This is a genomic window from Bradyrhizobium sp. 613_E4_N2_2 (genome assembly GCF_052075995.1).
Classification (GTDB): domain Bacteria; phylum Pseudomonadota; class Alphaproteobacteria; order Rhizobiales; family Xanthobacteraceae; genus Bradyrhizobium; species Bradyrhizobium barranii.
The window spans coordinates 5906866-5929999 of sequence record NZ_CP197234.1 but is presented as its reverse complement, the minus strand read 5'-3'; the positions used below and the strand labels follow the sequence as shown (position 1 = coordinate 5929999).

Below are 23134 nucleotides of genomic sequence, written 5' to 3'. Positions count from 1 at the left end.
CCTGCAGTTGCGCCAGAGCGATTGCTCTGCCTGCAGAGTGATTGCTGCTTAGCGCATGCGACGTCGCCAATCGCTCGGCGTTTCTCCCGTCAATCTTCTGAACGCGGCGGCAAAGGCGGTTTGAGAGGCATAGCCAAGCTCAGCCGCCACCGTGGCGATCGGGATTTCGGTGTCGCGCAGCGTGTTCATGGCCTGCTCGAGCCGGTGCTGGCGCAGCCAGCTATGCGGCGAAAGACCGGTGCTTTCCTTGAAAGCACGACAGAAGTGGAAGCGCGACAGGCCGGCGTCCGAAGCGAGCGCCGCAAGAGAGACGTCGGAATCGCTGTCCGAACGCAAGCGTTCGATCGCGCGTCGCAGAGCTTGGGGAGCCAGCCCGCCTATGATCGGCTCGATGGCGGTCGGCTCGCCGATGTGCGCGGCCAGGATGCGCGTGGCGATGATATCGGTCAGTCGCTGCCTGAAGAGTGCATCCAGAACCGCGTTGCCCTCCAACACATCCGCCCCGCTCATCAGCAGTCCGGATGTGACAGGGTCGAGATGCCCGGTTCGCTCCAGAAGATCACCGGGAATGGGCGCGTCGGCTTCGCGGGCGACGCGTTCGAGCGTTGCGTGCGGAAGATACAGCTGGACGACATCGACAGGACCGGGAATATCCCATCTGGCGCTCGAACCAGCCGGGATGATCGTCACGACTCCGGAACGGGCCGTTCCAATCGCAACCGATTTTCCGGCGCGTCGCTCCAGGCGCTGAACGCCTGTGGGGTACGTCATGATGACGTGGTCGGTCATGGGCTCGACGACGTCGTGCAGAGCGCCGTGCTTCCAATGCGCGATGCCGCCATTGGAGGGGTCCGAGGCCATCTGGAGCGGCGCGGTCTTCAGGATGCGCGCCATCTCCACATCGGCACGCCGCCGCTCGACGTTCGGCGAGTCGCTGTGGCGCGCAACGGGTGCGGCAAGCAGAGCCCCCAAAGGATCGTGCAGGATTGGCTTGTCCATGGAGTTAGTCTCGCGTTCGGAAGGCACTTCGGGACCCGCGGAGCGATTGCTGCTAACGCACGCGTCGTCGCCAATCGCTCGGCGTTTCGCCGTTCAATCGCTTGAACGCCGCGGCGAAGGCCGTTTGCGAGGCATAACCAAGCTCTGCCGCAACCAGGGCGATCGATGTGTCGGTATCGCGGAGCAGGTTCATGGCTTGCTCGAGCCGGTATTGGCGCAGCCAGGCGTGAGGCGAGAGCCCGGTGCTTTCCTTGAATGCGCGGCAGAAGTGGAAGCGCGACAGACCGGCATCGGAGGCGAGGGCATCGAGGGAGACGTCGGTATCGCTGTCCGAGCGCAAGCGTTCGATGGCACGGGCCAGGACCTTGGGCGAAAGCCCACCGATGGTCGGCTGGAATGGGGCTTGCGAGCCGGTATGGGCAACCAGGAGACGCATCGCCAGGAGGTCGATCAACTGATGCCTGAACAGCGTGTCCAGGGCCGCATTGCTCTCCAGCGTGTTGACCGCGCTCAGGATCAATCGGGACGTAATGGGATCAGGATGCGCCGTTCGCTCCAGGAGTTCGCTCGATGTGCCGCTCGCGGCTTCGTCGGCGACGCGTTTCAGCGTTGCGTGGGGGAGATAGAGCTGAACGACGTCGACAGGCTTCGGAATATCCCATCGGGAGCTCGATCCTTCGGGAATGATGATCACAGCCCCGCGACGAAACGTTCCAATCGCAACGGACCGTCCTGAGCGCCGCTCCATGTGCTGCACCGCTCCGTTATAGGCCATGATGACGTGATGGCTCATGGGCTCGACGACGTCGTGCAAGGGTTCGTGTTTCCAGTGGGCGATCCCGGCACCGGAGGAGTCCAATGCCACGCGAAATGGTTCGGTGTGGAGCACACGCGCCATCTCGGCGTCAGCGGCACGCCGCCCGGTCGCCGACGACTGGCCTTGGCTTGGCTCGGATGCGGCCGGAGGATTTTCACGCGCAGAATTGTGCGAGATCGGTTTGCTCATTGGACGTGCTCGTCTCAGGGGCCTTGCACTCGCGGCGCTGAGCGCGATTTGCGCGCCCGGCGTGAAGCCATCGCTTCTTTTGCGCCCGTACGGGTGCCGCAGCGCGCCGCGAGCGCTCGGTGTGGTTTTCTAGGCACGTGGGACTACGGGGTCTTTCCTGAAACCGCGGTGCTTGTCCTGATTCTGCTCAAAGCGCTCGGACGCGAGATCTTGTGATCGGCGATCCCTGGACGACTGCGGAGAATCAAGCTCACGATTTACGCATTAGATGTTGAAATCGCTTCTGAAAATGGCTTTGCCACAATCGGCCGCGGCGCCCCGTCGCAATCGCAAATCACGCCGCGACGCGACTGGACCCCCGTACTCCGAAGCGGATAATGCTACCGACCTCCAGGGCGACGGCAGTCAGATGGGTTGCCTGGTCAGAATTCCACGGATGGGTCGATCGAATGGCACTGGCGGGCACCTTCGGACAGAGGGTCAAGCGGCAGTTGAGCCTGGCGGATGCGCCGCCTTCGCTGATCACGCGGTCGCGGCGAGGCGTCGACGTTGCGGTCACCGAAACCCTGAACAGTGAGCCGGTCGAGGGTCTTTCCGGCTCGCTTGCCGACGACGCCTATCTCGTCAGCCTGAAGCTGCAGGATTATCCTGACTGCGAGCTCTGGGAGCACGGCAAGTGCTTTGCGAAGACGAATGTCAGAGCCGGTACGACCTATCTGTACGATCTCCGGCACGATCCGCGCTTCGTCATCGACAAGCCGTTCCATTCCGTCCATTTCTATCTTCCTCGTCTGACGCTCGACGGAATCGCGCGAGAAGCCCGCACGCCGCCCATTGGCGACCTCGCGTGCCGGTATGGTTTCGGCCATGACGACGAGATCATGCGCCATATCGGCGCCTTGATGTTGGAAGGACTGCGTCGTCCGGCAGAGGCCAACCAGCTCTTCATCGACCACATGATGCTCGCGTTCACGGCCCACATTGCCCAGACCTATGGCGGATGGCAGCGCGTCGCGGATGCGGCCCGGGGCGGTCTTTCCCCATGGCAGGTGAGGCGAGCCTGCGAAAGGCTCGACTCGGATCTCGGCGGGACGCTTTCACTGCAACAGATCGCGGCCGAGTTTGGTCTCTCGGTTAGCCATTTTTCCCGCGCGTTTCGAATCTCGACCGGCCTTCCGCCTCACCAGTGGCTGCTCCGCCAGCGTGTAAAGGCGGCAAAGCAGTTGATGACCCTGCGCGACCTGCCGCTGTCCGAGATTGCGATCTCGGTCGGGTTCGCCAATCAAAGCCATTTGACGAAGGTGTTCTCGGCGCAGGTGGGCGTCAGCCCGGCGGCATGGCGCCGCGAAGCGCTTGGCATCAGGGACAGCGAGACGTGATCGTCCGATCAGCGGCGCTGCGCCAGTGAACCGGCGTAGGCGGCGCGGCGCGCCGCGAAGATCTCGTCCGGCGGATAACCGATGCCCTCCGCAAGATTTGCCGGATCGAAGCCGGAAGTATCGCACGTCTCGTCCGCTTCGATCGCGGTGATCACGATCGTTCCGAGCCGTACGGCTTCCCGGCTGTCCTCATCCGGCCACCGGATCGTGACATCCTGCGTCGGGTCATCGGGACGGCCGAGCAGCGCCATCAGGCTGAACCGGATATCGCGTGTCGCGATCCTTCCTTTGAGATCGTTGTGCAGGACGTCGGCGGACGTCGTCCTGGCCTTGCCCTCGATCATCGCAAGTTCGCCACCGACCGGGACGACCTTGAATTTGATGAACTGCGTCTCGCCCTTCGAATTCGTTGCGGGGAAGGCGTGGACGGCCCAGTAGGTCGTGCCGGCAAAGCTCGGGGGAGGCGGATGCGCGGCGATGTAGTTCGCCTGACGCAGCGTTTCGGGATTGGCGGTGGAGAAGGCCTTGATCTTCTCCAGGTCCGGCCTTCCGTCGCGACCGGGCATGCGCGAGGTGAGGAATGCCAGCATTTGATCGAGCGTCCTCGCATAATGAACCGGAGCGCTCTGTGTGAGGATGTCGGAGCGATGCTCGTCGTTGCCGAGCCTGAAGCTGAAGCCGCGCAGCGTGAGATCCCTGGTCTCGGATTCGCGGGGACCGCCGTCCACCGAGAAGCGCGCCAGCACGCGCGATGGTGTTGTGAAGCTCCGCGACTTCGTGACCTCGTCGGCCCGATCCGAAGGGATGTAGGTCCCCCTGACGCAGCGGCCTTTGGCAAAGCTCGCGCGTGCCTTGGGTGGATTGCCCAGAACGGCTTTCTGAGCCTCGACAATGGAGGCGGGTGTGGCGGTGCCGCTCGGGGACAGGGACATGGCTTGGTCTTGGATTTGCTCCCCTCAACCGTTAGCGGCGTGGATGCTTCCCCGCTCCAGAGCGATTGCTGTGCTTGCAGCGCGATTGCTGTCTTCTTGCGCGGTCACCAGGGCACTGAACGCGGCGTCGGCAGGTCGTCGGCGATGGAATATCTCAGCAAAATGAATGGCTTGAGTTGAAATCTTCCCACGGCCCATGATGGATCGGGGCGGGCGCTCAAAGGCGGCGTGTGCACGGGCAGCAAAGTCCATTGAAAGCACGGCCGGCCGTTCTTCGGAGTGATCTGCTGAGGCGTGGGCAACCTCGGAGGGGCCGTGCCAACCGTCCTGCACCAACGAGACGTGCCTGGGACTGCAATCCGAGCCTGAGCCCGCGCCGGCGATTGACAGCTAATTATTACATGTCTAAAAATATGCAAATTCATATAATTCGTGAGATGCCTGAATGGACACGCATCCGCTCAAGCTCAAGGTCAGATCGTATGCCGCGGAGACGCCGTTCATACGGAGCCTTGTGTTTGGCGTGGAGGACGGCGTCGCGCCGCGATGGCAGGCGGGTGCACATATCCGCGTGGCGCTCCCGAATGGAGGCGACCGGCCGTACTCGCTGATGGCTTTGCCGGGCCTTCCCGAAGGTATGCTGGCGCTTGGGGTGCTGCGCGAGGAGGCATCGACCGGCGGCTCGCAGTTCATGCACGCGCTGAAGATCGGCGATGTCGTGAAGGCAACGGCGCCGGTCAACAATTTTCATCTGCATGAGGGAGCGGCGCCCGCGCTGCTGTTCGCCGGCGGCATCGGTGTCACGCCGATCCTGTCGATGGCGGCGAAACTCGCGGCCCGAGGAAGCCCGTATCGCTTGCACTATGCGGGCCGCACGCAAGGCCTGCTCGCGTTCCTGCCGCACCTGCAGGAGATATGCGCCAAGGGCCTGTCCATCCACTACGACAGCGACGAGTCCCGCCTGGACATCGCAGCGGCGCTCGGCGATGCCGCTGCAAACGCCCACATTTACGCCTGCGGTCCGGCCGGCATGATCGAAGCGGTGAAGGCGGTTGCGCTCGGCAGGGACATTCCGGCAGACCGTATCCACTACGAGCTCTTCAAGGCCGAGCAATCGTCCTCGGCCGACTTGCCGTTCGAGGTCGAGCTCAAATCGACCGGGCAGGTCGTCAGCGTGGCGGCCGGTCAGACCATCATCCAGGCGCTGGAGGCCGCGGGTCTCGACGTGCTCTACGACTGCCAGCGCGGCGATTGCGGCATCTGCCAGTGCGGCGTGATCGAAGGGGTGCCCGACCATCGCGACGTCATCCTCAGCGACGACGAGAAGGCGTCCAACAAGGTCATGCAGATCTGCGTATCACGCGCGAAGTCGGAACGTCTGGTGCTGGATCTCTAGGGGAGGCGAGGGACGTCATGGCGAAATACGGACAGAATGCCGACGCGATCGCGGCGCTGGTGCGCGAGGCCGAGGTGCATCGCGACGTCTATGTCGACCCCGAGATCTTCGAGCTCGAGATGGAGCACCTGTTCCCGAACAGCTGGATCTATGTCGGGCACGCGAGCCAGTTGGGAAAGCCCGGCGATTTCATCACAGCCAATATCGGCCGTCAGCCGGTGCTGGCGAGCCGCCACACCGACGGCTCCATTCACGTCTTCTACAACCGCTGTCCGCACAAGGGCGTGAAGATCGCCTCCGAGCCCTGCGGCAACACCGGAAAGTTCTTCCGCTGCCCCTATCACGCCTGGTCTTTCAAGACCGACGGCTCGCTGCTCGCGATCCCTCTGAAAAAGGGCTACGAGAGCACCGGCTTTGGCGACACGCAAGCGAATGAGGGATTGTCGAAGGTCAGGAACGTCGTGATCTATCGCGATTTCATCTTCGCCCGCCTGAGCGACGACGGCGTGTCCTTCGAGGATTATTTCGGCGAAAGCCTTTCGACCATCGACAACATGGTCGACCGCTCGCCGGAGGGGAAGCTCGCTGTCCAGGCGACGCCGATCCGCTACATGCACACCTGCAATTGGAAGATGCTGGTCGAGAACCAGACCGACACCTGCCATCCGATGGTGGCGCATGAGAGCTCGGCCGGTACCGCGGTCAAGGTCTGGAAGCGCGAGCAGGGCGATTCCACGGAGACGCCGATGGCGGTGCAGCTCTACGGTCCCTTCATGAGCCCGTACGAGTTCTACGAGCAGAGCGGCATCAGGATCTGGCCGAACGGCCACGGCCATACCGGCGTCGCCAACTCCATCCATTCCAACTATTCGGACATCGAAGGCTATGTCGGCCAGATGGTCGCGGCCTATGGCGAGGAGCGGGCGCACGAGATCCTCGGCGAGGTCAGGCACAACACCGTGTATTTCCCGAACATCATGGTCAAGGGCGCCGTGCAGATCCTGCGCAATTTCATCCCGATCGCGGTCGACAGGACGCTGGTTGAGAGCTGGGTCTATCGCCTGGTCGGCGCGCCGGACAAGCTCTACGAGCGGGCTCTGATGTACAACCGCTTCATCAACGCGCCGACCTCGATCGTCGGGCACGACGATCTCGAAATGTACGAGCGGGCGCAGGAAGGACTGAAGTCGAACGGCAACCAATGGGTCAATCTGCGGCGCCTCTACGAGAGCCATGAAGAGCAGGACGTCACGGCCGTGATCAACGGCACGTCGGAGCGACAGATGCGAAACCAGTTCCATGCCTGGTCGAAATTCATGACCATGGACATGGACAAGCGTGCCGAGGCCGCGGAATGATCGACGAGAAGGCCATCACGGACTTCATCTATCTGGAAGCCGAGCTGCTCGACACGATGCAATGGCAGGCCTGGCTCGATCTGTTTCACCCCGAAGGGCGCTACTGGATGCCGCTCGAATGGCAGCAGCAGGATCCGGTGCTCCAGCCCTCGTTGATGTACGAGGATCTGCTGCTTCTGAAGGTCCGCGTCGAGCGGCTCTCCGGCGAGCGGACCTTCAGCCAGAAGCCGAAGAGCCGTTGCCATCATCTTCTCCAGGCACCGCGGATCGTGGCGTGCGACCCGGCTGCGGGCGTCTACAAGGCGCGGACGTCCTATATCTACACCGAGACCCGCGGTGATCTGCTGGAGCGGTATTCGGGATGGGCGTCGCACGAATTCGTAGAGGTCGGCGATGCCCTGAAGATCAAGCTCAAGCGAGTCGATCTCGTCAATTTCGACGCGCCGTTCGGCAACATCCAGCTTTTCATGTGAGTACGCCTTGACCGCTGCGACCACAGTCTACGCCCGCTTTCGCGAGACCGCCCTTCGCCGGGAGGAGGCGGGCTTCCTCAACGTGCTGCCGGAGACCGCCGATATCTATGGCATCGCGGCAGGCGAGATTTCCTACCGCGCCATGCTCGACCGGGTCGAGCGCTGGCGCTCGGCTTTTGCAAGCCGGGGCTATGGCGAAAGCCACAGGGTCGGGCTGCTGCTCCAGAACAGGCCGGTGTTCGTCGAGCTGTGGTTCGCGCTCAACGCGCTCGGCGTGTCCGTCGTGCCGATCAATCCCGATTTGCGGCTCAGCGAGCTCGAGTACATCATTGCGCATTCCGAGATGAATGCGGCGTTCGTCCTCGCCGAGCGGCGCGACGAGGTCGAGACCGCGGCGCGCCAGGCCGGCCGGCCGATCCCGGTCGTGACTGATCAGGACGACGTTCCCGTACCCCTCGGAGGTGCGCGGCCTTCGACCGCCGGAAACGAGGCGAGCGAATGCGCGCTGCTTTATACGTCTGGGACCACGGGTCAGCCCAAGGGCTGCGTGCTCACCAACACATATTTCCTGCATTCCGGAAACTGGTATCGCGATGTCGGCGGGCTGATCGATCTCAAGCCCGACTGTGAGCGCATGATCACGCCGCTGCCGCTGTTTCACATGAACGCGATGGCGGTGTCGCTGATGGCGATGTTGTCGGTCGGCGGCAGCCTCACCATGCTCGATCGCTTCCATCCGCGTACCTGGTGGGCGTCCGTCCGCGACAGCCGCGCGACCTGTCTGCATTATCTCGGCGTGATGCCCTCGATGCTGATGAGCGCGCCGCAATCGGAGCAGGACCGCGCCCACACCGTGCGCTTCGGCTTCGGCGCCGGCGTCGACAAGCTCCTGCATGCGCCGTTCGAGGAGCGCTTCGGCTTTCCGCTGCTGGAGGCCTGGGCGATGACCGAGACGGGAAGCGGCGGCGTCATCGCCGCCAATATCGAGCCGCGCAAGATCGGCACGAGCTGTTTCGGACGCCCGGGCCCCGAGGTCGACATTCGTATCGTCGACGACAGCGGCAACGACGCGCCGGTCGGGACGCCGGGCGAGCTCCTGGTGCGGCGCGCGGGTGCGGACCCGCGTTACGGTTTCTTCCGCGAGTACCTGAAGAACGAGGCCGCCACCGCCGAGGCGTGGGCCGGCGGGTGGCTGCACACCGGCGATATCGTGTCGCGCGATGCGGACGGCGACCTTCATTTCGTCGACCGCAAGAAGAACGTGATCCGGCGTTCCGGCGAGAACATTGCCGCAGTCGAGGTCGAGTCCGTCCTCAACCGCCATCCCGCAATCAGGCAGGCCGCGGTTGCCGCGACGCCCGATCAGGTGCGCGGCGACGAGGTTGCGGCGGTCATCATCGCCGAGGAGGCCGGTGCCGACCGCGCGCGCGCCGAGGAGATCGTGCGCTGGAGCCTGGAGCAGATGGCCTATTACAAGGCGCCGGGCTGGATCTGTTTCGTCGACAGCCTGCCGTTGACCGCGACCGAGAAGATCCAGCGCGGCGGCCTGAAGGATTTCGTCGCCAGGCTGATGTCTGACGGTGCGTTCTTCGACCTTCGCGACCTCAAGCGGCGGCAGGTTTGATCATGAGCGAGATCCGCACCACACTCATCACCGGCGGCAATTCGGGGATCGGCGAGGCGCTGGCGAAAAGGCTCGTCGAGAGCGGGCAGCGCGTGATCTCGGTCGGGCTGGAGAAGCCGGACTGGACGCATGATCTGCTCGCGGCCTATCGCGCTGATCTCTCCGATATCGAGGAGACGCGCGCGATCGCGCAGGAGATCTGCCGCGATCACGCCGTTGATCGCCTCGTGCACAATGCGGGCGTGATCCTGCCGAACCTGCTGCCCGATGCGAAGCCGGAAGACATTTTGATGCTGGCGCAGCTGCACCTGGGCGCGCCGATGCTGCTGACCCAGGCGGCGCTGGAGGGGATGCGTGCGCGCCGCTTCGGCCGCATCGTGTTCGTCAGCTCGCGAGCCGCGATGGGCGCGGCGACGCGGTCGGCCTATTCGGCGACCAAGGCCGGCGTGCACGGCATGGCGCGGACCTGGGCGCTGGAGCTCGCCGCGAGCGGCATCACCGTGAACGTCGTGGCGCCAGGGCCGATCCTGACCGACAATTTCTGGGGCATCATTCCCAAGGGCTCCGAGCAGCAGGAGCGGATGGCGCGCAACGTGCCGGTCGGGCGGCTCGGCTCGCGCGAGGATGTCGCGCACGCCATCAGTTTCTTCCTCGACGAACGTTCGGACTTCGTCACTGGCCAGGTGCTCTATGTCTGCGGCGGCACCAGCCTCGTCGGCCTTGGCCCGTAGAGCATGATCCGGACCCGGAGGGCCGCGTTAGCGCAAAGTGAAGCGGTTTTCCGAAAAGATCATGCTCCAATAAACAAGATCAGATCTGGTTCTGGCGGATATTCTCGACCATCTTGGCCAGCACGCGCGCACAGACCTCGATGTCGTCGGGCTCGATGCCTTCGATCAGCTTGTCGTAGTTGCTCGCCATGATTGGCCAGATCTTGCGCAGCAGCGCTTCGCCGTCCGGGGTCAGACCCACGACGCGGCGGCGCTGGTCTTCCTCCGCGATCTCGCGCTTGACGAGGCCCGATGACACCATGGACTCGACCATTCGGCTCGCCGTCGACTGCTCGGTCACCGCGAGAACGGCGACCTCGTTGACCGTCAGGGTCTTGTAGATGAACAGGACCGACAGCGTCCGGAACACGACATTGTTGATGCCGTGGTCGCTCAGGTCGCGGTTCTGATCGAGATTCCAGCGATTGGCGAGCCGGTTGAACAGATACGGGATGTAGGTTTGCAGCTGGTCCCGCGTCCTCGGCGGACCCGACTTCCATCTGCTCTTGGATTCTCTGGCCATTATCTCTTGCGACTTTGCTTCTTGCTCTCGGTATGAAGTTTTGAAGAAAGGGATTTCAGTACGGACAGCGCACCGTCCAGCTCCCGGGCCGAAACATTCTCGAGCCGTTTGCCGAGATGCTTCTTGTGGACGTCGGCTGCCTTCCTGAACAACGCTTCGCCCTTTGGCGTCAGGCGCACGATGAAGGAGCGCCGGTCCTCGCTCGACATTTCCCTGCTGATGAGGTCGTCGGCGAGAAGACGCTGCACCAGCCCCGAGACGTTGCCGCCGGTGACTTTCAGATTTTGCGACAACTGCCCGAGCGCGAGGCCATCCCGGTAGCGATCGAGCTGGGCCAGCACGTCGAATTTTGCGAGCGACAGGCCGAACTCGGAGTTCAGCATCGAATTCAGCGACGCGAACAGCTCGCCATGCAGCGACAGCAATTGAAGCCAGAGCCGGGTTTCGATCTGCCCAGGGACGGGAACAATGTTCTCTTTGAGTGCTGCCGGCATTGCATGACCATCGAGTACAAGATGTCTCGTCGATTGGAGGGATTATCGCGGGTCTTTCGCTCCGATTAACAATTTGAGAATCGTAGTCAAGTCGCCTGTTCCTGACGTCTTGGGGGGCGAACGGCAATCCACTCCCGCGTTCCCCTCCGATGGAATCATGCAAAAGTCTTGATGGTCTGGATCACGCCGTCGAGCTCCTTGCCGGCGCTGTCCTTCAGCGCGGCCTCGCGCAGGCGGCGCGCCCAATCGGCCGCATCCTCGCGTCGTTCGACCAGCTTGATCGCCGCCAGCGTCTTGTCGAATTTCGACAGCCCGCGGCTGTGGGTATCGGAATAGCCTTTCACGAGGCGTCGGCATTGCAGGATCTCGACACCGAGCTGGTAGTTGGCGGCGACCGCATCGGTTGCGGCCTTGAGCCATCCGTCCCGATGCGCGGTCTCGACCGCGTGACGCAGCGAGCGGCGTCGCAGGCCGCGTAGTCCGGCCACGACGTAGAGGGTCAGGAACCAGGGTAGCGAGTAGGTCCGCACCCGGCGCCCCCGGTTGACGCGGCGATCGAGCCAGCCGAGCAGGCGCGGCCGCGCGCCGAGCCAGCGGCTGAAGCCCGCGGGCAGCACGCCCATGACCTCCTCCATGCGCGGATGCATGAACTCGGTGGTCTGGAGCACCTGTCCCTCGGACATCTCGAGCTCGCTCTCGATGCGCGCGCGGCGACCGGCGCGCGTCTTCAGGTCGGCCACGCGGATGACGTCGTCATAGGTCATGGCGTTGGCGAGATACTTTGCCGCGGCCTCAGTGAAGGCATAGGCGCGCGCACCACCGCCAGCGTTTCGGTCGGCCGTGTGCAACGTCCTGAGAATGTCGAGATACTCGGCGCCATAGGCGACGTCCTGGAAGTCGACCACCTTTTTCAGGCCGGCGCGAGCCATGGCGAGCGGGGGCTCGGGCAGCTCCTGCTTCAGTCTTGCGATGAGCCCGGCAAGATCTGGATCGGGCGTTGCGGGAGAGGGGACGTGATCGGCCTGCTTTGATGGCGCTGATGCCGCGACCTCGGGTGCGCCGGTCTTGACCCGGTCAAAGGCGGCCTCAAACGTCTCGACGCTGGCCTTCGCACCTCTGCCGCCGGCACGGATGACGTCGAGATAGCTGTCACGGCTGAACGGCAGCACAGCGGCCGCCGCGAGCGCACCGAACATCGCGGCCGAGATGACGCTGCCATGCGCGATCGCCAGCGCGTTCAGATCGAAGATGATCTCGGTCTTGGCAGCAACCCCGATGGCGCCGGTGACGGCGCCGCCGTCGGCGATGCCGTTGCCCGGTGCGATCTTCTCGCCGATTGCAAACGACCGGTGGTTGGATGCGATCAACGTGGTGCGATCCGGCGTCACGAGGCCGCGCAGGATCGACCGGCCGGCCTCCATGAACTCCGCCGCCATCACCACGTCGACGTCGCCGGGCGTCGGCATCAACGACAGGATCGGCTTGCGGCCGTCGAGCGGCGGCATCGCCTCGATATAATAGATCGTGGCGCCGGTGCGCTGGGCGACGCCGGGTACCGAGGTCGATTGCGCGACCCAGCCATGGTTCTCGGCCAACTGAACGATCCAGTCGGTCAACACGCCGCCACCCTGGCCACCCATCGCGACGATCGCGATGGAGATCGGCCGCTCGGTCGCCTCGCCGGCGGCGGGGAGGGCCAGCCGGACCGTCTCGTCTCTCATGCCAACGCCTCGAGCGCCGGACGCCGGCGATCACGCCGCCCTTGCAACCAGCTGATCACGGCCATCGCGACCTTGGATTTGAACCTGTCCCAGCCGGTCGGATTGTGAATGACGTCCGCGCGATAGAACGAGGGGCAGAGCACGGCGGCCTCGGAGACCTCGCCGCAATTGCCGCAGCCGACGCAGGAATTGTCGATCGCCGCAACGGGATCGTCGCGCAAGGGGTCGTCCAGCTGCTTCACCGACAGCGACGGGCAACCCGAGAGCCGGATGCAGGCGTGGTCGCCCGTGCAGACGTCCTCGTCGACACCGAAGCGCTCCTTGACGGTGCGTAACCCGTCCTTGATGGCCTTGTTGATCTGCGGCTTCACGCGGCGCTGCTTGTTCAGCATGCATTCGGAGGACGCGACGATGACCTTGGGGCCTTCCTCCTTGGTCGTCAGCGCTTCCTTCAGCGTGTCGCGCATCTTGCCGACGTCATAGGTGCGGTCGAGCTGGCGCACCCACTGGCCGCCGATGCCCTTCACGGCCTTGACGATCGAATTGTTGGTGTCGCGCCGCTTGTTGGTCGCGCGCGACGACAGGATGTCCTGACCGCCGGTCGCCGAGGTGTAGAAATTGTCGACGATGACAAACACGCCGTCGTGCTTGTTGAACACGGCATTGCCGATGCCGCTGGTCAGTCCGTTGTGCCAGAAGCCGCCGTCGCCCATCACCGCGATCGAGCGCTTGTCGGCCTTGACGTTGAAGGCCGAGGTCGAGGCCGGGCCAAGGCCGAAGCCCATGGTGGTCGCGCCGATATTGAAGGGCGGCAGGATCGAGAACAGATGGCAGCCGATGTCGGCCGAGACATGATGCTGGCCGAGCTCTTCCTCGACGAGCTTCATGGCGGCGAAGATCGGCCGCTCCGGGCAGCCGGTGCAGAGCCCGGGAGGGCGCGCCGGCACAACCTGCTTCAGCTTCTCGACCGCGGGGTGATTGAGCACGGGAACGGCGTCCGGCGCCGGCGGCCGGTTGCCGAGCAGCCGCGGCTCGGTCTTCTCCAGGAAGTCCCTGACGCCGCCGAGCAGAACCTGCGCGGTGTAGTCGCCGCCCATCGGCAGCACGTCCTTGCCATGGATGCGCGCCTGGATGTCCCTGCGGCGCAGCACGGTGTTGATCGCCTGCTCCAGATATTCCGGCTGGCCCTCCTCGACGATCAGGACGGCGTCCTTGTCGACGCAGAACTCAGCGACCTCGGTGTCGATCACGGGGTAGGTGACGTTCATGACGTAGAGCGGAACCTGCGTGTTGCCGTAGGCATCCGACAGCCCGAGATATTGCAGCGCGCGGATCACGTTGTTGTACATGCCGCCCTGCATGATGATGCCGACCTTGCCCTGCTTCGGCCCCATCCATTCATTCAGCTTGTTGTCCCGGATGAAGCCGATCGCCGCGGGCATCCGCGTCTTGATCTTCTCCTGCTCGTGCTCATAGGCCGCCGGCGGCAGCACGATGCGGTTGACGTCGCGCCTGGGGTTGTTGAGCGCATCCTTGATGGTATGCGCGGGCTTGACGTTGTCCTTGCAGGCGAAGCTGCCGTGCATGTGACAGGCGCGGACACGAACCTCGAGCATCACGGGCGTGTTCGAGAATTCGGAGAGCTCAAAACCCTTCTCGATCAGATTGACGATGCATTCATGATCGGGGCGGGGATCGAGCAGCCACATCTGCGATTTCATCGCGAAGGCGTGGGTCCGCTCCTGCATGATGGAGGAGCCTTCGCCATAGTCCTCGCCGACGATGATCATGGTGCCGCCGGTGACGCCGCCCGAGGCGAGATTGGCGAGCGCGTCGGAGGCGACATTGGTGCCGACCGTCGACTTCCACGCCACCGCGCCGCGCAGGGGATACATCACCGAGGCCGACAGCATCGCCGCCGCGGCCGCTTCGTTGGCTGAGCTCTGGAACACGACGCCGAGATCGTCGAGCACGTCCTTGGCGTCGGCGAGCACGTCCATCAGGTGCGAGATCGGCGAGCCCTGGTAGCCGCCGACATAGGCGACGCCCGATTGCAGCAGCGCCTTGGTGATGGCGAGGATGCCTTCGCCGCGGAACGTATCGCCATCGCCGAGCCGGAGATCCTCGACTTCGCGAGCAAAAGACCGTTCAGCCATTGCACCCTCCAGAAATATGCGATAGCATACGTTTACATGTGAAGTAAGTCAACGCCGCGCCATGCTATCACGCTTGCGGACCTCTGCTCCTGCAAGGCGATCATGAGCCAGCGACAGGGTAGGGCCAATGCTGAAGCTGCCTCGCTTTAGAGCCGCCGCCGTCCAGGCTTCACCTGTCTATCTCAACCCGGGCGCGACAGCCGACAAGGCAGCTTCACTGGTCCGTGAAGCCGCAGCCAATGGCGCGAAGCTCGTCGCGTTCCCCGAAGTGTTCGTTCCCGGCTATCCCTACTGGAACTGGATCACCGACCCCGTCACGGGCAGCGCATGGTTCGAGAAGCTCGCCAAGGCATCGGTGCTGGTGCCGGGTCCGGAGGTCGATGTCGTCAGGAAAGCCGCGCGCGATACCGGCTGTTACGTCGTGCTCGGCGTGAACGAGCGCAGCCCTGTGTCGCTGGGTGCGATCTACAATACCTTGGTTTTCATCGGGCCGGACGGCGCGGTGCTTGGCAAGCACCGCAAGCTGGTGCCGACCTGGGCGGAGAAGCTGACCTGGACCGGCGGTGACGGATCGAGCCTGCGCGTCTATGATACCGAGATCGGGCGTCTCGGCGGCCTCGCCTGCGGCGAGAACACCAACACGCTCGCGCGCTTTGCGCTGTTGGGTCAGGGTGAGCTCGTGCATGTCGCCAGCTACATCTCGCTTCCGGTCGCGCCGCCCGACTACGACATGGCGGAGGCGATCAAGTTGCGTGCGATCGCCCATTCCTTTGAAGGCAAGATTTTTACGGTCGTCTCCTGCTCGACCGTGTCGGAGGAGATCATCACGGCGATGGAAACGGTCGTCCCCGACGCGCGTGCGCGCCTGCAGCGGAAGTCGAGCGCGTTCTCCGGAATCATCGGACCTGACGGCCGCGTGGTCGGCGATCCCCTGATCGACGATGAAGGCATCGTCTACGCCGACATCGATCTCGACCGCTGAATCCAGCCGAAGCAGATGCATGACATCGTCGGGCACTACAACCGGTTCGATATTTTCGATTTGCGCGTCAACCGACGTCCGCTGGCACCGCTCGGCCTCGCAGACAGTGAGGGCGATGACGCGGGGCAGGGCTTCACGCCGATCCCGCTGAGATCGGAATAGTGGTTGGGCGCGTCGATAAAGCGGCGCCACGAGACAGGACTTGGAGGATAGGATGCGCGAGAACGTCGTCGGCCGGGCCAATGTCGAAGATACCCCCGAGCTCAAGGCCTATTACAAGGACCTCGAAAAGTACGAAGCCGGCGCGCTGTGGACGGTCGCCAACAAGATCGAGCCATGGGCGCCGCAATCGGCGTCGGTTCCCGTGCTCTGGCGCTACGACGATCTGCGCGAGCACGTGCTGCGCTCGGTCGAACTCGTCTCGCCGGAGAAGGCGGGGCGGCGGGTGATCTATCTCAACAATCCAGGCCGCCGCGACGTGTCGGCCGCGGTCGGTTGGCTCTATTCGGGATTGCAGGTGATGCATCCCGGCGAGGTCGCAACAGCGCACGCGCACTCGGCTTCAGCCCTGCGCTTCATCATGGAGGGGTCGGGCGCCTACACCATCGTCGACGGGCACAAGATGACGCTGGGGGCGCGGGATTTCGTGCTCACGCCGAACGGCACCTGGCACGAGCATGGCGTCGAAGCCAACGGCTCGGTGTGCATCTGGCAGGACGGCCTGGACATCCCGCTGGTCAACGCGCTGGAGGCGAATTTTTTCGCGGTCCATCCCAAGGTGCAGCAGGAAGAGTCCGGCTATCCCGTGGACGACATGACCAAGACCTGGGGCAATCCCGGGCTTCGGCCGGCGGATTCGAAATGGTCGAAGGACTATTCCCCCATGTTCAAGTACGAGTGGGAGCCGACCTACGAGTCCTTGCGCAAATATGCCGCCGCGACCGACGGTTCGCCCTATGACGGCATTCTCATGAACTACGTCAATCCGATCACCGGCGGGCACGTGATGCAGACGATCGGCGCGAGCATGCAGTTGCTGCGGCCGGGCGAGAAGACGAAGTCGCACCGGCACACCGGCAGCTTCATTTACCAGGTCGCCAAGGGGCGCGGCTATTCGATCATCGCCGGCAAGCGCTTCGAGTGGCAGGAGCGCGACATCTTCTGCGTTCCCTCCTGGGCCTGGCATGAGCACGGCAATGCCTCGGGCAGCGAGGACGCCTGCCTGTTCTGCTTCAACGATCTGCCCGTCATCGAGAGCCTCGGCTTCTATCGGGAAGAGGCCTATGGCGACAATGCCGGCCACCAGCCGGTCGCCGCCTGACGTCCCCGCACAGAATTCAACCGAAAGAGCCGGATAAAGCTTCATGCGCCTTGTTACCTACACCTTGGGCTCCAGCGGTGCCCGCCTCGGGGTCCTCGTTGACGGATTGGTCGTGGACGTCGAGCACCTCGGTGCGTCGCATGGCTTTGGATGGCCGAGCGACATGCTGTCGTTCATCGACAACAGCGTGACGCTGCTGCCGGCGCTGAAGGAGCGTCTGGACGATGCCGATGGACGCTTGCCGGCCGGCTCCGCCGTTCCGCTCGAGGACGTGAAGCTACAGGCGCCCATCCCGCGGCCCCGCAAGAACATTTTCGGCATCGGGCTGAACTACCGTGCGCATGTGGCGGAGTCCGCCAAGAGCCTGGATACCGACAAGGACCTGCCGAAGCAGCCGGTCGTCTTCTCCAAGCCGCCGACGTCGGTGATCGGCCCGGGCGGCGCTATCCAGCACAATGCGAAGATGACGCAGCAGCTCGACTGGGAAGTCGAGCTCGCCGTCATCATCGGCAAGACCGCAACCCGCATCGCGACCGACAAGGCGATGGACCACGTCTTCGGCTATTCGGTCATGATCGACATCTCCGCGCGCGACAATCGCCGCGCCGGCCAGTGGATCTTCTCCAAGGGCATGGACACCTATGCGCCGTTCGGCCCCTGCATCGTGACCGCGGACGAGATCCCCGACCCGCATGACCTCCGGCTGTGGCTGACGAAGAACGGGGTCATGAAGCAGGACTCCAATACCAAATACATGATCTTCGACATCCCGGTTTTAATTTCCGACATTTCGTCGGGCATGACACTCGAGCCGGGCGACATCATCGCGACCGGAACGCCGGAAGGCGTCGGCGCCGGCAGGACTCCCCAGGAATGGCTGTGGCCGGGTGACGTGGTGGAAGCGGGGGTCGACGGGGTCGGTGTCATCAGGCATCCGGTCGTCGCGATCTGATGACGACGTTCTCGTTCGATCGCGAGCTCAGATTCGGAGACTGCGATCCTTCTGGGATCGCGTACTTCCCGTCTTACCTGAACATCCTCAATGGGGTCGTCGAAGACTTCTGGGCGAGAATTGGATTTCCATGGCCGGAGCTGATCACGGTCCGGAAGATCGGGACACCCACGGTGCATCTGTCCTGCGACTTTTCCCGGCCGTCGATGTTCGGCGATCGCCTGACGTTCAACTTGCATATCAGCCGGGTCGGCGGATCGTCGCTCCATTTGGAGCATGTCGTCTCCGGCGCGAACGGCATGCGCTGGCGCGCCCGCCAGATCCTGGCCGCGACGTCGCTGGTGGATCACCATGCGATCCCGTGGCCGGATGACATTCGCGCCGTGCTGATGGCGCATGTGAGCGCGGGCGAGGGCGCTGAGGCAACGCCCGCATGATCTCGCTGTTCATGACATTCTCCGATCCGGCAGGCGAACGGCGAATTCATCCCGACGAGGTCGTCGCCGCAGCGGAGCTGGTCGGATCGATCCCCGATATGACCGAGGGCTTGCTGTTCGCGCCGCTCGAACAGTCGGTCGATCATCCCTACAAGGCCGATGGCTCCGGCCCGGTGTTTGCGCTTCAACTCCGGTTTCCGGACCTGCTCGCCTGCGAGGCGGCAATGGACCGCGGTGGCATCCTTGCCGGTCTCGCGACGGGGGCCGGACTGGCGAGCCTCACCGGCTTGGACGTCACGCATCAGGTCATGCTGACGCGCGCGTTTCCCGTCGATGTCGCCGAACATCTGGCAGGCACGACCACTCCGTGCAGCTACCTCGTGCACTATCCCGGCCCGGCGGAGGACATGAACGCCTGGAACCTGCACTATCTCGAGCATCATCCATCGATCATGCGAACCTTCCCTGATGTTCGCCAGATCGAGATCTACACCCGGATCGATTGGGTCGACCGGCTGCCGTCGCAGCGCGTCGAGCACATGCAGCGCAACAAGCTAGTGTTCGACAGCCCGCAAGCCCTCGCGCACGCGCTCGGCTCCGACGTGATCCAGCGCATGCGCGCAGACTTCGTCCAGTTCCCGCCATTCGCAGGCGGCAACAAGCATTTTCCGATGCTGACGCGGGTGGTGCGGCCGAAGCGCTAGAGCCGAGAGCGTGAAAACGATGGCGTGAGCCGTGAATTGAGATGGATCGCCAGATGTCCGCTTTGGCCGTCAGATCGCGCCGGACTCGCTATGCCGGTAGCCTTTGTAAACACCCCAAGGTTGCGACGAAATTACCCAGCAATCTTAGCGCCTGTTCGTGTGAATTCTGCTATCATCGCAACGTGGGGCGACTCTGATGCGGGGATTGTCATGCCTCCAGGGAGGGACCGACCATGACTACGATAGCGAAACCATTTGCTCTCGTCGCCCTGGTTGCGACCATGAGTGTCGGAGCACTTGCGCTCAGCATCGCCTCTGCCTCAGCGCAATCGCCTGCAGCATACAAGAACTACTGCATCACCAGGATCAAGTGTAACAACGGCTTTCTATGGAAGTGCAACCGTTGTGACGGCCGCTATTCATGGCGGCAGGGGTGCCGTCCCACCTTTAAGGCGTGCTGACACTGACGTAGTTCGTAGGATGGGTAGAGCGAAGCGAAACCCATCAAACCTGATCCTCGCAACGGCATCGAGCTAAAGAATGACACGGGCGCTGCATCGGCGTGCCGGGGGCGATGGGTTTCGCAAGAGCTCTACCCATCCTGCATCTTGGCGCAAGCGACGCCGGTTTCGGCACGGCCTCTATTCGACACGATGGGGCGCGATTCCGAGTCTTGCCATCGCCTCCCGCTCAGCGCCACGCGAGCTCTTAGGATTGCAGCCGTCACCAACAGAGGCATAGCGACCGTGGTCACCGAGCGGGTTTGCCGGCATCGACGGTTGACGTCCGCTTTGGGGCAGATGCTGACAACAGCCGCGGCCCGCCTTGTCGGCGATGAGCCCATTTGCAGATTTTCGGCGTCGTGGGCGATGGCGATCCCTGCGAACTATGGGGACGGCAAATCGAGGCCGTTGGGTAGCCTGATCCAAAGAACGGTTTGCTCGTCTGGGGAATGACGAGACAGATGGCCCTTTCCGTGTGTGTCCTCCACCAACACGAACTCGCCCGCAGAGACGTGCCGCACCTCGCCGTCGCTCGTCTCGTATTCGACCGCGCCAGTCAGTCTCACAGTCAATACCCGCGCGGGAACGGTGTGCCAATCGACCTGTCGCATACCGGCAGGAATTTGAGTAACCTCCATGCTTGACGCGGGGTAGCGCTGGGACACCTGAAACGGCTTGGCACCGGGAGCGACGGTCAGCTTTGCCGTCATGGGGATTTCCACCTCACCGAAGTGAGATTCACCGTCCGGCGTTGCGTATATCCGAAGACACTTCATCGGCTGTCACCTTTGGCTCGCCAGCAAGAACAAGACCACCCTACCATGACCGCGGCGAGGGTGATCACGGCTCTGATGGGATGGTCCGCTACGGGCGACGGCCTGCTTCGGGCCAAAAGCCGCCATCCCCGCCAAATGCGGTTTGTCCTTATCGGGCCCCCGGGCGGCGTCCGAGACCGTATCGCGTCGTATCAGCGCCGACATCCTGATGCTAGATTTCACAACGGCGGGGAGCAGCTGCTTCCTGCTTCAGACCGAACAGGAGGACGATATGCCTGATAGCGTCTACAAGGTCATTGAACTGATCGGTACCAGCAGTGACTCATGGGAGAAGGCGGCCGCCAATGCGGTCGGGCAAGCTGCAAAAACTCTCCGTGATCTTCGCATTGCAGAGGTCGTCAAGCTCGATATGCAACTGGATGAGAAGGGAAACGTCGAGTCCTATCGCGCCAAGCTCAACGTCTCGTTCAAGTTCGAGGGGTCCTGAGCCTCGGCACCTCGCCCCCGCTTGCGGGGCGAGGTTGGCTCGCTGGAGAAAGGCGCGCGGTCGTTCGGGAAGCAGCGCTCTGGTCCAACCGGGACCCGGTATGCTTTGATGCGTGGGGCGGGAACTGTAACGCGCGGTGACCTCATGTACATCGTCATTCGCAAGTACACCAAGGTTCGTTCGGTCGCGGACGCTGCTCGTCGCGCCAAGAGCGGCGTCGGTCAGATCCTGAAGCAATCGCCCGGATTCAGATCTTACTACGTGCTGGATGGGGGCGACGGCGTTGGTGTCGCCGTGATGATATTCGAGGACCGCGAAAGCGCCAATGCAGCGAACGCCAGGATAATGGAGTTTATTCAAGCAAGTCTGCATGACCTCGATCTTGGGGATCCCGAAATCACTGCCGGCGAAGTGCTGGTAAATATAGAACCTGATGCGTCCTCGGCATGAAGTACTCGTAAACGTCGCCAGTTGCGTGGGGTGCCGGCCCCTGCCACTGCTGTGGATCTGATCGCCGTCGCGCAGGGGCGATCGCGTCCTGGACATCCGGATGTCGTCGGTCAGGAATATTCGACATGGTTTTCGAGGAGTAACAACATGAGGCAACACGATTTCGAAGCATTTTTCATCACAGCGACCGTCTGGACGCCGCTCGTAGCTATGGGCACCGCGATGCCGCCCCGAGATCCTGATGAAGACGAGGAGGACGAAGAGGGCGACGACGACGAGGATGAAGCCGACGAGCCGGCAGTCGTCCGCGAGCCGGATGAAGACTAGGCCGTGAACCCATAAAGCGAGGAGGACCGGCGCTGCATGATGCCGAGTATTCGACGAACCTTGTGCATATCGTGTCAGAGCGATAGCAGCAGGTGTGGAAATCTCGCTCCTGCGAATTAAGGCACTTAAGCCAACGTAAGGACGCTCAAGTATGCTCACCGTCTATGGCGAAGGTCGTGGGTTCCGTGTCGTTTGGCTGCTCGAGGAATTGGGGGTGGCTTATCGGCTACGCCCGGTCGATCTGTTCGCTATCGAGAATGATCCCGATTTTCTTGCGATCAACCCCGCCGGCTTTATCCCGGCGCTGCTGGACGGCGAGATGATCATGGTCGAGTCGATCGCGATCCTCGAATACCTGCTCGCCCGCCACGGCCCGAGCCCGCTCGCCGTCGCCCCGGATGATCCGGCTTTCGCCGCCTATCTGCAATTCCTCCATTTGGGAGAGGCCGGGCTCGCTGGACCAATGAACGCCGTCATCGTCGGTCGCGCATTCGCCCCCGCAGAAGAGCGAAACGCCCGGGTCACAATCTGGGCACTGGAGACCTTTCATAGCCGGCTGGGATTGGTCATCCAGCGTCTCGCAAATCGTCCATTTCTCGCCGGTGACCGGTTCACTGCTGCTGACATTTCAGTGAGCTACGCACTCCTGCTTGGTCTGCGAACCAGCAACTATACCCCGGGTTCAGTCGAGCGTGCCTATCTCGCCCGTACGACGACACGCCCCGCCTACGCCCGGGCGATGGAAATCTGCCAAGCCACCAAGGCTTGGGCGGAGAGATCACCGGCGTTGTAGAGCCAGGTCGTGAATCCATAGAAGGGATTCCCGCGAGCGGCCTGGACTAGCCAGTGTCGGTCAGTCCGCGCTATAATCTCTCCATGGGCTGGGATGCGAAAGACGTAGCGCTGCTCAAAAGGCTCTGGGCCGCAGGACAGAGCGCGGCACAGATTGCGCGCCGTCTCGGGTGTAGCCGTAACGCGGTCTGCGGGATGCTAACCCGTTCGGGCTTGAAGCGTGGCCACAAGCCGCCAACAGCAAGACCCAAGATAAGGCCGCCCCCGAAGCCAAGGCCGGCGTCGTCGGCCGCCCTGGTACGTCGAGTAGAGAAGAAGGTGTCGCGAAGCACCGCAGAGAGGCAGCAGCCCAAGGAATTCAGCAAGCAGCAGCTGTACGCCATTCTAGCTGAGGCGGTCAGGAACACTGGCTAAGCGCTAACCACGACGGGCGTTACGCTCCGCGTCCGTGTCCTGGTCCAACTCGAACGGTTCGGCTGTCGTGACCATTCCCCAAGCCTTGGTCTGCTTCGGGTCAATCGCGTCGGTTTGGTTCTCCCGTGACGACTTCCGGTCAGCCCCAGTCAGCGGAC

The 23134-nt window shown here is 63.2% G+C and carries 25 protein-coding genes; 17 read left to right on the top strand and 8 right to left on the bottom strand.

Annotated features, from left to right (window positions below; genetic code table 11):
• Positions 1–48: 48 nt before the first annotated feature.
• Complete coding sequence (locus tag AB7290_RS28575) at positions 49–999, bottom strand: helix-turn-helix transcriptional regulator (protein WP_244623229.1); 951 nt, start codon at positions 997–999, stop codon at positions 49–51.
• A 52-nt stretch (positions 1000–1051) separates the two neighbouring features.
• Positions 1052–2005 (bottom strand): helix-turn-helix domain-containing protein, encoded by a 954-nt coding sequence (locus AB7290_RS28570; RefSeq protein ID WP_085401724.1) that lies wholly within the window; start codon positions 2003–2005, stop codon positions 1052–1054.
• A 449-nt stretch (positions 2006–2454) separates the two neighbouring features.
• Between AB7290_RS28570 and AB7290_RS28565 the strand changes: the two genes are divergently transcribed.
• The gene (locus AB7290_RS28565; protein ID WP_085401723.1) at positions 2455–3384 is read left to right on the top strand and encodes a helix-turn-helix domain-containing protein; all 930 of its coding nucleotides are present in this window, start codon (positions 2455–2457) and stop codon (positions 3382–3384) included.
• Between the two features lie 8 nt (positions 3385–3392).
• Here the strand turns inward: AB7290_RS28565 and AB7290_RS28560 are convergent, their stop codons facing one another.
• The gene (locus AB7290_RS28560) at positions 3393–4316 is read right to left on the bottom strand and encodes a catalase (protein WP_085401722.1); all 924 of its coding nucleotides are present in this window, start codon (positions 4314–4316) and stop codon (positions 3393–3395) included.
• Between the two features lie 445 nt (positions 4317–4761).
• On the opposite strand from AB7290_RS28560, the gene AB7290_RS28555 reads away from it, so the two are divergent.
• From AB7290_RS28555 to AB7290_RS28535, 5 genes are read left to right on the top strand one after another with little or no spacing between them, the layout of a single operon-like run.
• Positions 4762–5712, top strand: coding sequence for a PDR/VanB family oxidoreductase (locus AB7290_RS28555; RefSeq protein WP_085401721.1), 951 nt, complete (start codon positions 4762–4764; stop codon positions 5710–5712).
• A 17-nt stretch (positions 5713–5729) separates the two neighbouring features.
• Positions 5730–7070: a Rieske 2Fe-2S domain-containing protein gene (locus AB7290_RS28550; RefSeq protein WP_085401720.1), complete on the top strand. Its 1341-nt coding sequence runs from the start codon at positions 5730–5732 to the stop codon at positions 7068–7070.
• Positions 7067–7543 carry an aromatic-ring-hydroxylating dioxygenase subunit beta gene (locus AB7290_RS28545; protein ID WP_085401719.1) on the top strand — a complete coding sequence of 159 codons (477 nt, stop codon included), beginning with the start codon at positions 7067–7069 and terminating at the stop codon, positions 7541–7543. Before AB7290_RS28550 ends, AB7290_RS28545 begins: the two co-directional genes overlap by 4 nt.
• A gap of 7 nt (positions 7544–7550) precedes the next feature.
• Positions 7551–9167 (top strand): ATP-dependent acyl-CoA ligase, encoded by a 1617-nt coding sequence (locus AB7290_RS28540; protein ID WP_167768111.1) that lies wholly within the window; start codon positions 7551–7553, stop codon positions 9165–9167.
• Positions 9168–9169: 2 nt separating this feature from the next.
• The gene (locus AB7290_RS28535) at positions 9170–9898 is read left to right on the top strand and encodes an SDR family NAD(P)-dependent oxidoreductase (protein WP_085401717.1); all 729 of its coding nucleotides are present in this window, start codon (positions 9170–9172) and stop codon (positions 9896–9898) included.
• A 79-nt stretch (positions 9899–9977) separates the two neighbouring features.
• On the opposite strand, the gene AB7290_RS28530 is transcribed toward AB7290_RS28535, so the two are convergent.
• The 4 genes from AB7290_RS28530 to AB7290_RS28515 form a co-directional block, all read right to left on the bottom strand.
• Complete coding sequence (locus AB7290_RS28530) at positions 9978–10460, bottom strand: MarR family winged helix-turn-helix transcriptional regulator (RefSeq protein WP_063984247.1); 483 nt, start codon at positions 10458–10460, stop codon at positions 9978–9980.
• Positions 10460–10954, bottom strand: a complete 495-nt coding sequence (locus AB7290_RS28525; protein ID WP_085401716.1) for a MarR family winged helix-turn-helix transcriptional regulator — start codon at positions 10952–10954, stop codon at positions 10460–10462. Before AB7290_RS28525 ends, AB7290_RS28530 begins: the two co-directional genes overlap by 1 nt.
• A 155-nt stretch (positions 10955–11109) precedes the next feature.
• On the bottom strand, positions 11110–12675 hold the full coding sequence (locus tag AB7290_RS28520; RefSeq protein ID WP_085401715.1) for an indolepyruvate oxidoreductase subunit beta family protein: 1566 nt from the start codon (positions 12673–12675) through the stop codon (positions 11110–11112).
• Entirely contained in the window at positions 12672–14831 is a 2160-nt protein-coding gene (locus AB7290_RS28515; RefSeq protein WP_085401714.1) for a thiamine pyrophosphate-dependent enzyme, read from the bottom strand. Before AB7290_RS28515 ends, AB7290_RS28520 begins: the two co-directional genes overlap by 4 nt.
• A gap of 127 nt (positions 14832–14958) precedes the next feature.
• Between AB7290_RS28515 and AB7290_RS28510 the strand changes: the two genes are divergently transcribed.
• Genes AB7290_RS28510 through AB7290_RS28485 form a run of 6 tightly spaced genes read left to right on the top strand, consistent with a single transcriptional unit; the run spans position 14959 to position 19227 of the window.
• Positions 14959–15813, top strand: coding sequence for a carbon-nitrogen hydrolase family protein (locus AB7290_RS28510; RefSeq protein WP_441254220.1), 855 nt, complete (start codon positions 14959–14961; stop codon positions 15811–15813).
• A 15-nt stretch (positions 15814–15828) separates the two neighbouring features.
• The gene (locus tag AB7290_RS28505; RefSeq protein WP_441254219.1) at positions 15829–15975 is read left to right on the top strand and encodes a hypothetical protein; all 147 of its coding nucleotides are present in this window, start codon (positions 15829–15831) and stop codon (positions 15973–15975) included.
• A gap of 52 nt (positions 15976–16027) precedes the next feature.
• Positions 16028–17134, top strand: a complete 1107-nt coding sequence (locus tag AB7290_RS28500) for a cupin domain-containing protein (RefSeq protein WP_085401712.1) — start codon at positions 16028–16030, stop codon at positions 17132–17134.
• A gap of 43 nt (positions 17135–17177) precedes the next feature.
• Positions 17178–18086, top strand: coding sequence for a fumarylacetoacetate hydrolase family protein (locus AB7290_RS28495; protein ID WP_085401711.1), 909 nt, complete (start codon positions 17178–17180; stop codon positions 18084–18086).
• Positions 18086–18523 (top strand): acyl-CoA thioesterase, encoded by a 438-nt coding sequence (locus tag AB7290_RS28490; RefSeq protein WP_085401710.1) that lies wholly within the window; start codon positions 18086–18088, stop codon positions 18521–18523. The genes AB7290_RS28495 and AB7290_RS28490 overlap by 1 nt, the downstream gene beginning before the upstream one ends.
• A complete protein-coding gene (locus AB7290_RS28485) occupies positions 18520–19227 on the top strand; it encodes a hypothetical protein (RefSeq protein ID WP_085401709.1) in 708 nt (235 codons plus the stop codon). The genes AB7290_RS28490 and AB7290_RS28485 overlap by 4 nt, the downstream gene beginning before the upstream one ends.
• Before the next feature lie 886 nt (positions 19228–20113).
• On the opposite strand, the gene AB7290_RS28480 is transcribed toward AB7290_RS28485, so the two are convergent.
• The gene (locus AB7290_RS28480; protein WP_063984238.1) at positions 20114–20506 is read right to left on the bottom strand and encodes a hypothetical protein; all 393 of its coding nucleotides are present in this window, start codon (positions 20504–20506) and stop codon (positions 20114–20116) included.
• 271 nt (positions 20507–20777) lie between these two features.
• On the opposite strand from AB7290_RS28480, the gene AB7290_RS28475 reads away from it, so the two are divergent.
• The 5 genes from AB7290_RS28475 to AB7290_RS28455 all read left to right on the top strand — a co-directional run bounded on the left by AB7290_RS28475 (position 20778) and on the right by AB7290_RS28455 (position 22976).
• Positions 20778–20993: a dodecin family protein gene (locus AB7290_RS28475; RefSeq protein WP_063986511.1), complete on the top strand. Its 216-nt coding sequence runs from the start codon at positions 20778–20780 to the stop codon at positions 20991–20993.
• Positions 20994–21137: 144 nt separating this feature from the next.
• Positions 21138–21443, top strand: coding sequence for a hypothetical protein (locus AB7290_RS28470; RefSeq protein WP_085401772.1), 306 nt, complete (start codon positions 21138–21140; stop codon positions 21441–21443).
• A gap of 147 nt (positions 21444–21590) precedes the next feature.
• On the top strand, positions 21591–21770 hold the full coding sequence (locus AB7290_RS28465) for a hypothetical protein (protein ID WP_085401708.1): 180 nt from the start codon (positions 21591–21593) through the stop codon (positions 21768–21770).
• A 151-nt stretch (positions 21771–21921) separates the two neighbouring features.
• Complete coding sequence (locus AB7290_RS28460) at positions 21922–22563, top strand: glutathione S-transferase family protein (RefSeq protein WP_085401707.1); 642 nt, start codon at positions 21922–21924, stop codon at positions 22561–22563.
• 83 nt (positions 22564–22646) lie between these two features.
• Positions 22647–22976 (top strand): GcrA family cell cycle regulator, encoded by a 330-nt coding sequence (locus AB7290_RS28455; RefSeq protein WP_085401706.1) that lies wholly within the window; start codon positions 22647–22649, stop codon positions 22974–22976.
• The last annotated feature ends 158 nt before the right edge of the window (positions 22977–23134 follow it).

Coding starts and splice junctions, on each gene's coding strand:
- AB7290_RS28500 (WP_085401712.1), top strand. CDS start 16,028: ATGCGCGAGAACGTCGTCGGCCGGGCCAATGTCGAAGATACCCCCGAG.
- AB7290_RS28535 (WP_085401717.1), top strand. CDS start 9,170: ATGAGCGAGATCCGCACCACACTCATCACCGGCGGCAATTCGGGGATC.
- AB7290_RS28510 (WP_441254220.1), top strand. CDS start 14,959: ATGCTGAAGCTGCCTCGCTTTAGAGCCGCCGCCGTCCAGGCTTCACCT.
- AB7290_RS28565 (WP_085401723.1), top strand. CDS start 2,455: ATGGCACTGGCGGGCACCTTCGGACAGAGGGTCAAGCGGCAGTTGAGC.
- AB7290_RS28545 (WP_085401719.1), top strand. CDS start 7,067: ATGATCGACGAGAAGGCCATCACGGACTTCATCTATCTGGAAGCCGAG.
- AB7290_RS28460 (WP_085401707.1), top strand. CDS start 21,922: ATGCTCACCGTCTATGGCGAAGGTCGTGGGTTCCGTGTCGTTTGGCTG.
- AB7290_RS28455 (WP_085401706.1), top strand. CDS start 22,647: ATGGGCTGGGATGCGAAAGACGTAGCGCTGCTCAAAAGGCTCTGGGCC.
- AB7290_RS28570 (WP_085401724.1), bottom strand. CDS start 2,005: ATGAGCAAACCGATCTCGCACAATTCTGCGCGTGAAAATCCTCCGGCC.
- AB7290_RS28505 (WP_441254219.1), top strand. CDS start 15,829: ATGCATGACATCGTCGGGCACTACAACCGGTTCGATATTTTCGATTTG.
- AB7290_RS28525 (WP_085401716.1), bottom strand. CDS start 10,954: ATGCCGGCAGCACTCAAAGAGAACATTGTTCCCGTCCCTGGGCAGATC.
- AB7290_RS28550 (WP_085401720.1), top strand. CDS start 5,730: ATGGCGAAATACGGACAGAATGCCGACGCGATCGCGGCGCTGGTGCGC.
- AB7290_RS28515 (WP_085401714.1), bottom strand. CDS start 14,831: ATGGCTGAACGGTCTTTTGCTCGCGAAGTCGAGGATCTCCGGCTCGGC.
- AB7290_RS28465 (WP_085401708.1), top strand. CDS start 21,591: ATGAGGCAACACGATTTCGAAGCATTTTTCATCACAGCGACCGTCTGG.
- AB7290_RS28480 (WP_063984238.1), bottom strand. CDS start 20,506: ATGAAGTGTCTTCGGATATACGCAACGCCGGACGGTGAATCTCACTTC.
- AB7290_RS28470 (WP_085401772.1), top strand. CDS start 21,138: ATGTACATCGTCATTCGCAAGTACACCAAGGTTCGTTCGGTCGCGGAC.
- AB7290_RS28485 (WP_085401709.1), top strand. CDS start 18,520: ATGATCTCGCTGTTCATGACATTCTCCGATCCGGCAGGCGAACGGCGA.
- AB7290_RS28520 (WP_085401715.1), bottom strand. CDS start 12,675: ATGAGAGACGAGACGGTCCGGCTGGCCCTCCCCGCCGCCGGCGAGGCG.
- AB7290_RS28560 (WP_085401722.1), bottom strand. CDS start 4,316: ATGTCCCTGTCCCCGAGCGGCACCGCCACACCCGCCTCCATTGTCGAG.
- AB7290_RS28475 (WP_063986511.1), top strand. CDS start 20,778: ATGCCTGATAGCGTCTACAAGGTCATTGAACTGATCGGTACCAGCAGT.
- AB7290_RS28490 (WP_085401710.1), top strand. CDS start 18,086: ATGACGACGTTCTCGTTCGATCGCGAGCTCAGATTCGGAGACTGCGAT.
- AB7290_RS28530 (WP_063984247.1), bottom strand. CDS start 10,460: ATGGCCAGAGAATCCAAGAGCAGATGGAAGTCGGGTCCGCCGAGGACG.
- AB7290_RS28495 (WP_085401711.1), top strand. CDS start 17,178: ATGCGCCTTGTTACCTACACCTTGGGCTCCAGCGGTGCCCGCCTCGGG.
- AB7290_RS28575 (WP_244623229.1), bottom strand. CDS start 999: ATGGACAAGCCAATCCTGCACGATCCTTTGGGGGCTCTGCTTGCCGCA.
- AB7290_RS28555 (WP_085401721.1), top strand. CDS start 4,762: ATGGACACGCATCCGCTCAAGCTCAAGGTCAGATCGTATGCCGCGGAG.